The sequence below is a fragment of the Bacillus sp. 22-7 genome, assembly GCF_010628845.1.
Taxonomy (GTDB): Bacteria; Bacillota; Bacilli; order Bacillales; family Cytobacillaceae; genus Cytobacillus; species Cytobacillus firmus_B.
Genome location: NZ_NJQY01000006.1, coordinates 38178 through 52200 on the forward strand (window position 1 = coordinate 38178; position 14023 = coordinate 52200).

Sequence of the window (14023 nt, forward strand, 5' to 3'; positions counted from 1 at the left end):
ATTCTCTAGCATCAAACAGGATGCTAACTAATGGAAGCAAATATTACGATTTATTGCTAGAAGGGTTGGCTTTCGGTAATATTAGCGACCTATCTATTCCAGCTGTTTCACAAACATAGGATGCCTCCATAATAGCTGATGGATCTGCTGCTAAAACGACACTTTTTAATTTGGAAAAAACAAACCTGTTTGTAATACAATAAATAACCTTCTTTCTTTCCCCTAAAAAACCGCCTTCTCCATATAAAAATGTGATGCTGATATTTAATTGATTGATAATACTATCTCCTACTTCATCCGGTTTTTCTGAAATGATCATGACAGATTTCCCATGATTTAGACCATCTAAAACATAATTAATCATTTTCGTCACTATATAAAAAACCGCAAGAGAAAGCATGGCCTGTTCCAATGAATAGACAAACGCTGCAATCGTAAATATGAAAGCATTCACGACTAATAAAAATGAGGCAATCGGATATCGAAAGTGTTGGTTGAACCAAATCGCCAGCATTTCAGTTCCATCTATTGCACCGCCAAACTTTACAACGATTCCTATCCCAACTCCTAAGATTACCCCACCGTATAACACAATTAATACTTCAGATTGCGTAATTGGAGGAATTGATTTAAATAGTACTAAACCAACGGTAGTAATGATATTTGCATATAGAGTTCTAATGACAAAGGTTTTACCCACTTCTTTAGCTGTAAAAATTAAGATAGGAATATTTAAGCCCAAAAATACAACATAAATTGGGATTTCCCATAAAGCATTGGCCATAATCGATAACGCTGTTACACCACCATCTACTAGCCCGTTTGGTGCTAACATCGTTTCTAATCCCATAGCAACGATTGACGCCCCCAAAGTTAAAAAAACATACTCAACAAATTTTTTCATCATCTCACCTTTAAATATGTATTATTCTTGATTCCTTACTATAAAACAGTTCAGCTAAAATCCTTTACAACACAGGAATATTATTCACCTTTTTCCAGATTGTACTCCTATATTTGCTTTATGCACTGGATCATTACAAATAAAAAGACCACAAGTCTTGACTTATTAAGAGTCTACTTGTGGTTTTTAACCCCCTCCTCTTTTTAGAACGATTGCTATTGAATAGACGCACTTTTATCGGCAAGAGTATCCATCACATTCTCCATATAGTTTTTACCCCATTCATACAAAAATGACCTAGCCTATATATAGGCGTATTAGAAGAAATTTCACGATAAGATGGATCACCCAAACCATCTAGCTTCTTTATTTTTTCAGACATCCTACCGCTCCTTTACACATAAGATCCCACTCTTTATAGACCAACTTTACTTAATCAAACTTAGTCTGCTTAAAAGGCAGCTCCCTGATGAGGGATAGCTACCTTCGTTTAAGATTATTATGAAAAGGTAGGAGCAGGGAATTCATCAATTCTCATACGAAGTAAACTATATGGTTTTTCCCGCAGGTCTCTTCCATAATGAAATCTCGCCTGCCGATGTAATTGATTCACAATGACATATAAGTATTGATCGGAACCAATCGAAAAAGTATCCGGCCATAAAATTCTCGGGTCATGTGCGATGGTTTCCATTGCGCCATTCGGCAATATCTTCCGGATACTGTTGTTTTCATAGTCTCCTGCATAAACGGTTCCTTTTGCGCTGGTGATCATTCCATCAGACGCACCTTTTTCCCCCCAATACTGCACATATTGGGATAAATTCATGTCCTGTATCCTTCTGTCTCTTAGGGCTTCTGTTGAGATCGAGAACAGCTGACGGCTGGTTAGCGGAGCATAAAATAAAACCTTTCCATCAGGAGAAATCGCTAAACTATCGGAAGCCAATCTAAATGGGAAAGTCGAGCCGTCCGGGTTTCGATTCATCAAAATTTCACCTTCTACTTTCGGTAAAAAATAGGGATCAGGTGAAGTTGATATTGCCCCATTTAACCGTCTAAACGCGTTCCCATTTTCTAAATCTACGACGATAATAGCCCCTGGCCCTCTGGAAGAAGAATCCGTTATATATGCATATCCTGCTCTTCCAATCCGAAAATCCAAACGGACATCATTCAGATAAGTTGTTGGCAAGACAACATCTTCTGTAAAGGTATATACTCTCCTTATTGTATTCGTGCTTAAATCAACAGCAACTAATTTTGCTCCCCCTTGAATAGGCTCAGAAAAATTTGGTGCCCCTGTATCTAGTACCCAAAGTGTTCCTCTTCCATCAGCAACGATACTTTGGACACTGACGAAAGACATCGCAATATTCCCAGTATTAACCAAATTGGTTTCTAAATTAGGATAAGGCTGCAATTCACCCTCAACAATTTCCGCCACAGTAAATTGAACGTCGTCTCCCCATTTCGGAAAGCAAACAAAAATACGACCGGTTTCGGAAACGCTGACACCTGTAGGCATAGCCCCATAAAAAGCATGCACCAGTTCAAACTGCCCAAAATATTTTTCCATAGGTAACATAGGTTGCATAATATCCTCCTCATCAAATCCGAACGGATATCACCTATATATGATGAAAATTTTTTGTAGTGCCTGGTTCTTGATAAATTTTTCTATCGTGATGGATGCTGTGGGTTTATTAGTCCAGGAGAAACATGGGAGTTTCGATAAAGTGATTCAAACTTCCACTGGCTCTCCAAGGACGGAGAATAAGAGCATCTGAATTAACGTTTGCAGCCAATTTTAGAACTAACATAAAAACGATTATGATTTGCTCCTGTCCAGCTGATTTCCCTTTCTCTCATTTGAGGATTTTCTCCCATGCACAAAGTTCCTTGTCCTATTCTTGGTAGAGACGTTCCATCAGGCAATGTAACTACACGACTTTCAAGGGAGCTTTTTATTTTTGTTAATTTATTTTCGTCCTGTACTGTACACTCATTTAAAATCAACAATTCCTTTTGTATCTTTTTATGTACCTAATGAACAAAAAGGCGGCAATACTCTTTTGCAGTATTGCCACCAGTAAATCACTCAATTCTTACCTTATTTCTATTTTAGTTAGAACTGCTGCTTGGTAGGGTGGTAAGCTTCGGTTCAACATCCATGTAGGCCATTATACTAAGTGAGCTCCACCATCAATAAGAACAGCCGTCCCAGTAGTAAAACCATTTTTAGCAAGGTATACATAGGTTTCAGCTATGTCTTCCGGCTTTGCAATCCGTCCAACAGGGAGCTGTTGTGCAATGCCGTTGAACAGTGCTTGCCTCTGATCATCTGACATTCCAGCATAGATAGGAGTGTCTACAATTCCAGGTGAAACCACGTTTACCCTAATAGGGGCTAGGTCTACGGAAAGTCCTCGAACCAATCCTTCAATGGCTGAATTGATTGCCGCTAACGTAGTAGCGCCTTGAGGTGGACGAACGCCATATACACCAGAGGTTAAGGTGATTGAGCTCTCATTGCTTAAATATGGAAGTGCTGAACGGACAGTAATATATTGCCCCCAGAACTTACTATCAAACGCCTCTTTAGCACTTGCCACAGGCAGTTCGCTAAAGTGCCCCATTGCACCTTCTCCTGCTGTTACCACAAGGTGGTCAAATTTTCCAACCTTACTGAAAAATTCTGCTGCTTTTTCTTCGCTTCGAAAATCGATTTCAATTGCTTCTGCACTGCCACCAAGAACTTGTTTTGCTTCATTTAATTTGGAAACAGAACGGCTGGCAATGATCACTTGAGCAGATTGATCTAGAAACGCTTTGGCAGTTGCTAAACCAATACCAGAAGTACCCCCTAAAACAACTACTCGTTTACCATTTAATGACATAGTAAAACCCTTTCTTCTTAAAACCTTTTTTGTATTGATCATTCATTGTGAAATTTATTTCTAAAACGATACTATTCAGTTGTTTAATGATGGTGATGCCCCTTGGAAGAGTTCGTGATCTCAAATCCTGCTTGCGGCACATAGAAATACTTGATCCAGACCCCATCTAAAAACGGTTCTCTTTTATCAAGTAAAACATCAATGTCTTTGTCTGTTTTCACAATTTCATCGTGTTCTGTAGGAGTATCAAGCTTTATATCATAATGGGCATGGTTCCCATGGTCTAGTGTAACGTATAGCCGAACCATTTTCCCTTCAGCCTCTTCACTGTTCAACATTTGTTTCAGCACTTTAGCAGCATTTCGGTTAATTTTGCAGTTCATATCATTGTCTCCTATTCTAACAACTTTTATCTTTTTAATTGAGGAATCCTATAAACAACCACATAACCTGATCTCACGGTTCCATGCAAATTCATTGCCTTATAAAAATCATCAGAGAAGGTTTCCTTGCTGATATCCACCTTTTTACATTTCGCTTTTTGTAATCTCTGCCAGAATTTCATACGAACGGAGGCGGGCTTTGTGGTCAAAAACTTGGGCAATGGCCATGATTTCATCAACCTGGTTCTCCTCCAAAAATGTATGCAGCTTGTCCTTTATCGTCTGCTGGCTGCCAACAATCGATGAGCCTAATTGCTGCTCGAGAGCCTTTAATTGGTAGCTGCTGACCACTTCGGATATGTCATCTACCGGTGGTTGAAGCGGTGTAAGGCTGCCGCTCATCAGATTCAAAAATTGCTGCTGTATTGTTGTAAAAAGGCGCTTTGCCTCTTTATCCGTCTCTGCTGCAATGATATTCAATGCCACCATCGCATACGGCTTATCGAGAACATTCGAAGGCTTAAACGCCTTGCGATAGATCTGTAGAGCACCCCGAGTGTTAAGTGGCGAGAAATGGGCGGCAAACGCGAATGGCAAACCCAGTTCTCCGGCCAGCTGCGCACTGAAGCCGCTTGAACCCAGCAGCCAGATTGGAATATTCAGTCCTTCACCTGGAATCGCTTTTATAGGGTTTCCTTGGGCCAAGGATGGATCAAAGTAACCGCGGAGTTCCGCTAATTGCTCAGGAAAGTCATCTCCGGTACTACCCAAGTCGCGTCTCAGTGCACGAGCGGTCCCCTGATCTGTACCGGGTGCCCGCCCCAGACCAAGGTCAATTCGCCCAGGATATAAGGATTCAAGAGTGCCAAACTGCTCAGCGATGACGAGCGGTGCATGATTGGGCAGCATGATTCCTCCTGAACCAATCCGGATTTTTGATGTACCGGCTGCCACATGGGACATCACCACAGAAGTGGCGGAACTGGCGATAAACGGCATATTATGATGTTCAGCGAGCCAAAAACGGTTGTAATCAAGTTTTTCAGCAAGCTGTGCGAGTTCCAATGTATTGCGGAAAGAGTCGGCTGGAGTACTCCCGGCTGTTATCGGAGAAAGATCAAGCACCGAGAATGGAATTTCGTTTAGTTTATTTGCATGTTTAGACATAAGTTCATCTTCTTCCCTTATCTAATTTTTTTAAAAACTAATCTTATACTGGAATTTCATGAGTCGGAAAGTAAGGCCGCACAAACTCTCCAAGCTCCTGTATGACTTCCTCGGGAGGGCGCTTTGAAAAATACAATACAAATGCCAGGTGATTGACACCAATGGATTGAAATTGATATAGAATTTCTAATAACTGTTTGCGCCCTACATGAAATCCTAACGGAATCGGAACAGGAGGCGCATCGGGATTTTCCGATAAATCGATAAATAAAGTCTGAGTGAAAGGTTTGAACACTCCTGGGGCGTGAATTTCCGACAACTCGCGATACTCGTTAATCAATTGAGTTTGTTGTGGGATAATCCTCGGGTACTGGATCCAGCCGTCCCCATTCTGGGCGATCCATTCAATCGATTGATTGCTGAATCCTGTCACCATGGTCGGAATCGAAGAAAAAGGCTTGGGGATCATTCTCATATCCGTTCCATCGATGACGCCTAAATCGCTGTTGATTGTCGGATTGTCCTCCTTTAACAGCCGTTCAAGGAATGCATAATTCTTTTTAAACAGCCCTCTACTTTCAAGCTTGGATATTCCCAAAGCTGTGAAATCTTTATCCCGGTCTCCTGAAGCCACTCCCATGATCAGCCGTTCGGGAAACAACCGGTCAATAGATGATGCTTCCTTTGCAACTCTGACAGGATGGCGCAGAGGGAGGGCCACACTAGCCGTCCCAAGTGCAATATCCTTGGTATGGGCCGCAAGATAGGTCAAATAAATCCATACATCATACATTTGACCATTATCATCAATATTCAAATTCTGAATCGTAACGTCCCGAAGCCACAATGCCGCGAAACCATGGTCTTCAATTTTGCGGGCAAGCGACAGCTGATTTTCCATAATCGGATATTTGGACATTCTTGCCGTTGGAATCGCGAAGCCAAGCGTCATTTTATCCTTCTGGTACAACCTGTTATATGCTCGATGCTGTAATAAACTCACTTCAATTCTCCTTAAATTTTTGTACCAATGTATTTTTCGAACTTTTTAATCGTCTCCTCATTACGGCGATAATACGTCCATTGTCCGATTCGCTTTATTTCAACAAGTCCGCTTTGCAGCAGAATCGATAAATACTGTGAAGTAGTGGATTGCGAAATCCCCGCCTTGCTTCGGATATCCCCTACGCAAACCCCGCCTTCAAATCCTTCATCAACAATAATATGGGCTTGCGGTGAAAAATGACTGTAGGGATCTTTTAACATTTGAAGAATGCTCACCCTCGTCTGGTTCGACAATGCCTTAAAAATTTCAACGGCTTGTTCATCATTTAAGCGTTCCAATTCCTGCTTCAATGTCATTTGCCTCTTTCTATATCGATTATCACTATCCCAATGAAAGCTGGATAGATGATCTGAAAGCATCATGCCAAATCGGTAATTCACGATATTAATATATTAGCCATCTGGTCCTTTCAAATCAAATGATTTGTTTCGAAGGAGATACGGCGAAAAGCTTCATCTTAAAAAAGACCACTAAAAAACCTGCAAATAACAGGTTTTTTCCACGGTTCCGCCACTCCATCTATTCCATTATTTTTAGCTTATACACTTTTCTATTTGATACAAGGTCTGCAATATTGTTCCTGTATTCCTGATAATGAGCCGACTGAATATGGTATTCCAGCGCTTCCTCATCCTTCCACACTTCATATAAAACGAAAGTTTGGTCTTCAGATTGGTGCAAGTCATACTTTATACAACCTGCCTCTTCCCTTGATGCCGCTTGTACCTTTTTGAGTTCTGATAATAGTTGCCCCTGCAGGCATTCTTTTGGTTTTAAAACAGCAGTAATTACAATATGCTCCATTTTCATCCCTCTTAACTTTCTTTTATAAAGTTTTTAGGTGGCAGTGAAGTTTATGTCCCTACCAGCATCGTGTAAAAAATATACCCTTTTTAATCTCTTATCCGCTTCAATTAAGAAAGCTTTTAACTGTTTACTCTTAACTTTTTTAGTTAGGCTTAAATTACTAAAGGACTTGATACACATTGATAAAACCTCATAAGCGGCGACCAATTAGTGCCTTAATAAAATATAAAAACAAGGACATACGAGGGCTTCAGAATCTCGGGTTTCAAAACCTAATTTCTTATAAAAATCTTGTTTTCCTTTTGCACTAAATAATTGAACCCATTAAATACATTCTTCTTGCTTCTGAACAGGCTTCCTTTATTAATGGTGTAAACCATCGGGTAGATGGCAGCACGGTTGCGAGTATATAAATTAAGCTAATTCTTAAGAAAAAACACAAAAAAGGCTATCTTTTGTAGACAAACTGAAAGAATTACCATTCAAATGGAATCGGTAATTCCTTTTTGTTTCCCTTACCGACAGGAGAGTTTTTATATTCATGTGCACTTCCATAAAGTAATTTAGATATATTTAATGATTTTTTCTCTCTTTATCAAGCACAACTTCAACTCTTTGCTTTAACACTATTTGTGGTACGGTTCACCGAAACGTTGGATAAAAATAAGTCATAGCTCCATTTTGGTTAGCCTTTGAGATACGCTCATACTTTCACCATTAATACATTCGGAGTACGTCACTTACCCATTCGTGGTGTTGAAACACTATAAATTGTTCAGCCCTTCATGAATAAATTTCACTACTATGGCTACTGCTGACTTCTTGCGACTAACCTTTTTCGACAGTACTTGCATACATCCGCAACACCTCCCAGGGTAAGACATCTATCTTTCCTCTTTTACTCGCCTGATTCACTCTATAAAGTTACGCACATCTTTTGGACTTTGACTTGTCTTGGAGCCTTATCCCTTTATAAAGCCTTAGTATCAGATTTCTAAATCGAGCCAAGATTTTATTCCACGCTCCCTCCAGCCCTTATCTCACGATAAGTACCTTGCGCTTCCTTAGTGGTTGGCTAATGTGTACCCCCACAGCGGACTTTCACCACCTAGGAAGTTGCCATGCCTGGCACACAAGAAAAAAGCTGCCTGATAAGCAGCTGATCTTGAACATAAGAACCCGTTTGTTTAAGTGCATTTCTTAACAAACCTTTATTTTAATAATACCCTTTGTCAAAAATAAAAACTTCTATAGTTAGAGAAGTCGCATAATAGATTGCTCTAAAAATTATCATTGAGCAAGTGCATATTCTGCAAAAAGAACCAACTTTATGTCGGTTCTTTTTAGTTCATTTTATTTTATTTATGAAATTGCATTAACAAGTTGGTTCAGTGCTTCGTTAATCGGAGTAACTGGACGACCAAGAACTTTCTCAAAATCATTGCTTTTAACTTCTAATGAACCGTTCCTAATGCTTTCTTGAATTCCTACTACAATCGGAAGAAAAAAATCAGGAAAACCTAAGCCTTTCATGATCTCTGCATATTTTTCGTCACTAACTTGCTGGACAGGTATTTCTTTACCCAATACATTTCCAAGAGCAGATGCCAATTCCTCTTGAGTTAAAAGAGGACCAGAAAGTTCATATACAGTATTTTCGTGACCGTTTCCAAGAAGAACTGCTGCCGCTGCATCTGCGTAATCTTGTTGCAGTGCCCAGCCTACTTTACCTTGTCCAGCAGAAGTTACCCATGGAGCTCCTGCAATGGCACCTTGAATGCTTCCGATTTCGTTTTCCAAATACACTTTTTTCTACTTAACAGCTGATCGATCCTCAGTCTCCTTTTCCAATACATTTTCAATATAATCTTTTCCCCATTCATACATAGCATCTATAATCGGTAAAAGTCTTTTTCCATGCTCAGTCAATGAATATTCAACTTTCGGTGGAACTACAGGGTAAACTTCACGATGTACTATTAAATGATCTTCAAGTTCGCGTAATTGATTAACAAGCATTCTTTGGGTAATACCCGGCATAAGGGATTTTAATTCACCAAATCGTTTCGTTCCTTCTTTGCCTAGATGCCATAAAATCAACAATTTCCATTTACCGCCAATTACTGAAAGTGTTAATTCTTTTTCACAGTTGAAAATTTTTTCTCCTAAATTTGGCACTCACTTCACCTCCCCCCTTATTTTATCCAATAGTATACTTTTTATCACTATATGGGATAAAAGTGTGTACTTTTTATTTTGGAATATACTCAGTATACTAAGTAACGCGCTAGTTAGTAAATAGCTTTTCACAAGGAAACATTTGCACATGGATTCTAAATTCTGGTTTACTAAATTCCAACCGAATGTCATCTGTTTAACCCTACTTTCTAATATTCATTGTTGTATACAGTGTGGGCTCCAGCTGATCAATATAGATATAACTACCCTTTTTTATTGAACCGGAGGAAATCTCACTTAGACCACCATACTATTGCTACCCAAGTTACGAGTAATAGGTGTTTATGGGAGCAACTATTGGCAACTTTAATTTTTGTTCAAGAATCTCCAAAGGTGATTTATTCCTGTCCATACCTACAGAACCAATGGCTAACTCTGCCCCGACATGGTAATTTTTTTAAAATCTCACCCATATCCGGATTATCTGTAAATTCAAAAACCTCAACATTATATCGGAATTCCATCCATCACTTTCGATTTTTTTTAAAGTTTTCCTTACCTTTGAATATTAGGCATGGTTACATCGAATCTTGTAAATAAGTTAATGAACAACGGGTATTACTAAGTTCTGTAAAAATACTTTTTAAAAGCTCACCATTTAGCATAGATACTCTTTTATTGTAGATTTACTAAAACTGCGACAATTGATTCTTTTGAATAAAAGTTAGTACCAAGAGCAAAATATTGTTGCAGCATTAAAATAAAAAGGCGGTGATATTAATGTATGGTAATAATAATCTGGCTGGTGTAGGAATAATTGCAATTCTTTTAACATCTATTTACACTGCAATTTTAGTTTCACTACTTATGAAAACTAAAGAACGGGTTGATTATATTTATCATAAGGAACGTTCAAATAAAGATTCTTAAATAGGCGATGTTTTCATCGCTTTTTTTTACGGATTAATCACCTTTCTTTACTACGCATTAATTGCCTACTACGTAATAAAAAAATTAAAAACTTGCTTCTTTAACCTTCTCTGTATGTTTAATAAGAAATCTAAAAAACATACTAAGATTAGTAGTGAAGACCAAGCATTGGTTGGCACTACCATTTTTTTATTTAGTATAAATAAAGATTAGGGGTCGAAACCGCTTCGGGAATAAGAATCAGTAGCAAATACTTACCTTCTTCGATTACCATATTTAAATCAGGTTTGATTATGTTGGATCCTTGAGATCTTGTATAAGAATTGGGAATCGAAAAGAGTAGTGAGAGAACTTCAACACACTTAGGAGGGATAAATTGAAACATGTTATTGCTTTTGATGTTGGTATTGGAAAAAGATACACGGTGATTTACAGTGCTTTAAAGTAGTGCATCTTTGAAGGTGAAACTTATCATTCAAGACCAGACTATATCTTTGATGCATAGAATTGAAAATTTAACAGAGAGTTATGGCGAGCAACCCTATATTGTTTTTAAATCAACAGGGGTTTACTCCAGGCAACTGGATCTTTCATGAATGAAGATGGTTTTTCCTACTGTTCGTTAAATCCCCTAGAAACAAAGCTGCAATGTGATTCTTTACGTACTCATTATTCCACTAACAGGTTAAACCGTAAAGGCATAGAAGAACTCTTTCTACAATTGATGTCATTATCCCGTTTTATAGTTAACTGGATGATGTTTCTGCAATACGTAACCGGTTGCATAAAGTGATCCAACAGACCTTTCCTGAGATGGAAAGGAACTTTACAACGAAATCTGAACGGTTCCTGATCATCGTGTAATTTTTTCCTCACCCTGATTTAGTCCTCCTGCATTCAAAGACCGTATTAAAGAAAAAATACTACAATAAATTTTTAAAAAAAAAGAAAATTAGCTAAGCCTATTTTGTCTGCATTGCTTTCATATGTTACATAATAAAATTAGGTTGACTAAGCGTAAGCGGTTGTTTCCTAGTTGTGAACATTCTCACTTAAACAAACCTGTGCGTAAATGTCCTAAGTATAACTACCTGCATCAGAGATAACCTATATTATGGAGGTGCTATACCTGGGTAGAAAATTTGAAAAAAATCTTATAAAATTCCTTTATCTCTTTGGTATTAGTTCCTTTATTTACTTAATTAAAAAACCTCTTGCAAAGGACTGGCTCCTTGTTTTCTTTATAAAAAGTTATTATGCATCATTGGTAGATCAACTAGTTGTAAATAAAGGTTACGTTAAATATCCCACCCGATTTCCAAAACAAGTTAAAACAAGTTTGGTTTTTGATTACATTCTTTTCCCAATTTCTTGTGTTTTTTATAATCAACTGACTAAGGATTCTCGCATCCTTCATTGCCTTTTAAAAGTTCTGTATTTCAGTGTACCGATGACTATTACTGAGCTATGGTTAGAAAGAAATACACAGCTTGTTAAATATAAAAAGGGATGGAATTGGAAAACCACTTTCTATTCGCTTTCTTTTTCCTTCTTATTGGTCAGATTTTCAATGTCTGTTATAAGGAGTCTCTTCAATAATAAATACGATTTTTCTTAAGATGGAGGTTCTTAATCAACAAGAGAGTAAAAAGGATAAGGCATTTCTTCTTCCTTTCGTATTTTAAGTTCAACCAGATATTTCTGGTTGAACTTTTTTTTAGATACAAGAAAAAAGACCGCCGCAACAATCATCCTCAGCCATCACAATAAATGAATTCCTCCACTGTATGAATATTCCAACCAACCATTAATTTTAAAAAACATTAAAGAATGTTTCCCTCCTATTTTGGAACAATACAATTGATTGTACTAAAGAATAAGGAGGTTAATTAGAAATGGATAATCAAAAATTAGCTGATCATGAGTCATTGGATCTACATGAAGTTATAAATTTTAAAACCCTTTGCTTAGCGAAATCAAAACTAATGCAAGGACTGGTATTTGATAATGATTTAAGAGCATTAATGCAAAAAGATGTTGAACAATCCATTCAAGCGCTTGGAGAATTACAGGCAGTTTATCAACGCGCACCTTTTGAAGCTCCTGTTCCTCAAAACCGGCCAACACCAATAGTAAATTGAAAAGGAGGCAAATTCATTGAATAATGACTATTTAGACCCTATAAACTCGCTACACGTACCAGAGCTGGCAGATACCACATTTGCGATGGATTTACTTCTTCGTGCCAAAGAAGGTGTCCGCAATATAGCTGTAGCATTAACGGAGTCCGCATCACCTGATGTCAGAAACCTCTTACGAAAACAGTTAATGCAAGGGATTGCCATGCACCAAGAAATTACAGAACTAATGATTAATAAAAAATGGTTCCATCCTTACGAACTAAGTGAACAGTATAAACTAGATCAACTCTCTGCCAACAATACATTGATGATTGGCAAAATGAATCTATTTCCCGTTGAGACCAATAGAAAAGGTATGTTTGACCGGACACCTGATGATCACTAACACTGGAGGCTGTAACCAATGAAGGCAGTAACATATCAAGGTATTAAAAATGTTGTAGTCAAAGACGTCCCAGATCCAAAGATTGAAAAACCAGATGACATGATTATTAAAGTAACGAGTACAGCTATATGTGGGTCTGATTTACATTTAATCCATGGAATGATTCCAAATATGCAGGAAGACTATATTATCGGTCATGAACCGATGGGAATTGTTGAAGAGGTTGGACCAAATGTTACGAAAGTAAAAAAAGGGGATCGTGTTATTATTCCTTTTAACATTGCCTGCGGGGAATGCATTTATTGTAAAAACCATTTGGAAAGCCAATGTGATAATTCTAATGATAATGGTGATATGGGTGCGTATTTCGGATACTCGGGAACGACTGGCGGTTATCCAGGCGGGCAAGCTGAATATTTACGTGTTCCCTTTGCCAATTTCACTCACTTTAAGATTCCAGAAACCTGTGAAGAACCAGATGAAAAATTATCCGTTATCGCTGACGCTATGACCACTGGTTTTTGGAGTGTTGACAATGCAGGCGTAAAGGCCGGAGATACAGTTATTGTATTTGGCTGCGGTCCAGTTGGTCTTTTTGCTCAAAAATTCTGCTGGTTAAAAGGGGCAAAGCGAGTAATTGCCGTTGATTACGTCAATTATCGCCTGCAGCACGCCAAGCGCACCAACAAAGTAGAAATTGTTAACTTTGAGGACCATGAGAATGTAGGAAATTATCTTAAGGAAATTACCAAAGGCGGGGCAGATGTTGTTATTGACGCTGTTGGTATGGACGGTAAAATGACTGATATGGAGTTCCTTGCGAGCGGAATGAAACTTCAAGGGGGAGCATTAAGTGCATTTATAATGGCTTCACAAGCAGTGCGTAAAGGCGGAACAATTCAAGTTACGGGCGTTTACGGCGGCAGATATAATGGTTTCCCTCTTGGAGATATTATGCAGCGAAATATCAATATCCGCTCCGGTCAAGCTCCTGTCATCCACTATATGCCATACATGTTCGAATTGGTAACAAGTGGTAAGATTGACCCGAGCGATGTAGTAAGTCATGTCCTTCCTCTTAGTGAAGCAAAACATGGCTATGAGATTTTTGACACAAAAATGGACGAATGTATTAAAGTAGTGTTGAAACCTTAAGGAAGGA

The 14023-nt window shown here is 38.4% G+C and carries 14 protein-coding genes and 2 pseudogenes; 5 read left to right on the forward strand and 11 right to left on the reverse strand.

What is annotated here, in order from left to right:
* Positions 1 to 43: 43 nt before the first annotated feature.
* The 11 genes and pseudogenes from CE058_RS04100 to CE058_RS24980 form a co-directional block, all read right to left on the reverse strand.
* The gene (locus CE058_RS04100) at positions 44 to 904 is read right to left on the reverse strand and encodes a YitT family protein (RefSeq protein ID WP_163140439.1); all 861 of its coding nucleotides are present in this window, start codon (positions 902 to 904) and stop codon (positions 44 to 46) included.
* Positions 905 to 1403: 499 nt separating this feature from the next.
* Positions 1404 to 2501 (reverse strand): L-dopachrome tautomerase-related protein, encoded by a 1098-nt coding sequence (locus CE058_RS04105; protein WP_163140441.1) that lies wholly within the window; start codon positions 2499 to 2501, stop codon positions 1404 to 1406.
* Positions 2502 to 3087: 586 nt separating this feature from the next.
* Positions 3088 to 3804, reverse strand: coding sequence for an SDR family oxidoreductase (locus CE058_RS04110; RefSeq protein WP_163140444.1), 717 nt, complete (start codon positions 3802 to 3804; stop codon positions 3088 to 3090).
* A gap of 83 nt (positions 3805 to 3887) precedes the next feature.
* Complete coding sequence (locus CE058_RS04115; RefSeq protein WP_163140446.1) at positions 3888 to 4187, reverse strand: iron-sulfur cluster assembly accessory protein; 300 nt, start codon at positions 4185 to 4187, stop codon at positions 3888 to 3890.
* Positions 4188 to 4331: 144 nt separating this feature from the next.
* Positions 4332 to 5354, reverse strand: a complete 1023-nt coding sequence (locus CE058_RS04120; RefSeq protein ID WP_163140447.1) for an LLM class flavin-dependent oxidoreductase — start codon at positions 5352 to 5354, stop codon at positions 4332 to 4334.
* 43 nt (positions 5355 to 5397) lie between these two features.
* Entirely contained in the window at positions 5398 to 6357 is a 960-nt protein-coding gene (locus CE058_RS04125) for a TIGR03571 family LLM class oxidoreductase (protein WP_163140449.1), read from the reverse strand.
* Positions 6358 to 6368: 11 nt separating this feature from the next.
* Entirely contained in the window at positions 6369 to 6620 is a 252-nt protein-coding gene (locus CE058_RS04130; RefSeq protein ID WP_413227232.1) for an ArsR/SmtB family transcription factor, read from the reverse strand.
* Positions 6621 to 6939: 319 nt separating this feature from the next.
* Complete coding sequence (locus tag CE058_RS04135) at positions 6940 to 7224, reverse strand: putative quinol monooxygenase (protein WP_163140453.1); 285 nt, start codon at positions 7222 to 7224, stop codon at positions 6940 to 6942.
* A gap of 1365 nt (positions 7225 to 8589) precedes the next feature.
* Positions 8590 to 9030 (reverse strand): annotated as a pseudogene (locus tag CE058_RS04140) (Rossmann-fold NAD(P)-binding domain-containing protein); the annotation flags it as partial.
* Positions 9031 to 9039: 9 nt separating this feature from the next.
* A complete protein-coding gene (locus CE058_RS04145; RefSeq protein WP_163140455.1) occupies positions 9040 to 9405 on the reverse strand; it encodes a winged helix-turn-helix transcriptional regulator in 366 nt (121 codons plus the stop codon).
* A gap of 361 nt (positions 9406 to 9766) precedes the next feature.
* A pseudogene (locus CE058_RS24980) lies at positions 9767 to 9914 on the reverse strand (glutathione-dependent formaldehyde dehydrogenase); the annotation flags it as partial.
* Between the two features lie 271 nt (positions 9915 to 10185).
* On the opposite strand from CE058_RS24980, the gene CE058_RS24680 reads away from it, so the two are divergent.
* The 5 genes from CE058_RS24680 to CE058_RS04160 all read left to right on the forward strand — a co-directional run bounded on the left by CE058_RS24680 (position 10186) and on the right by CE058_RS04160 (position 14016).
* Positions 10186 to 10335, forward strand: coding sequence for a hypothetical protein (locus CE058_RS24680; protein WP_204260512.1), 150 nt, complete (start codon positions 10186 to 10188; stop codon positions 10333 to 10335).
* Between the two features lie 1114 nt (positions 10336 to 11449).
* Positions 11450 to 11953, forward strand: a complete 504-nt coding sequence (locus tag CE058_RS24985) for a CBO0543 family protein (protein ID WP_286167856.1) — start codon at positions 11450 to 11452, stop codon at positions 11951 to 11953.
* A 277-nt stretch (positions 11954 to 12230) separates the two neighbouring features.
* A complete protein-coding gene (locus CE058_RS04150) occupies positions 12231 to 12476 on the forward strand; it encodes a hypothetical protein (RefSeq protein ID WP_048008599.1) in 246 nt (81 codons plus the stop codon).
* A gap of 16 nt (positions 12477 to 12492) precedes the next feature.
* Positions 12493 to 12861, forward strand: coding sequence for a spore coat protein (locus CE058_RS04155; RefSeq protein ID WP_163140457.1), 369 nt, complete (start codon positions 12493 to 12495; stop codon positions 12859 to 12861).
* An 18-nt stretch (positions 12862 to 12879) separates the two neighbouring features.
* Positions 12880 to 14016, forward strand: a complete 1137-nt coding sequence (locus tag CE058_RS04160; RefSeq protein ID WP_163140460.1) for a zinc-dependent alcohol dehydrogenase — start codon at positions 12880 to 12882, stop codon at positions 14014 to 14016.
* Positions 14017 to 14023: the final 7 nt, after the last annotated feature.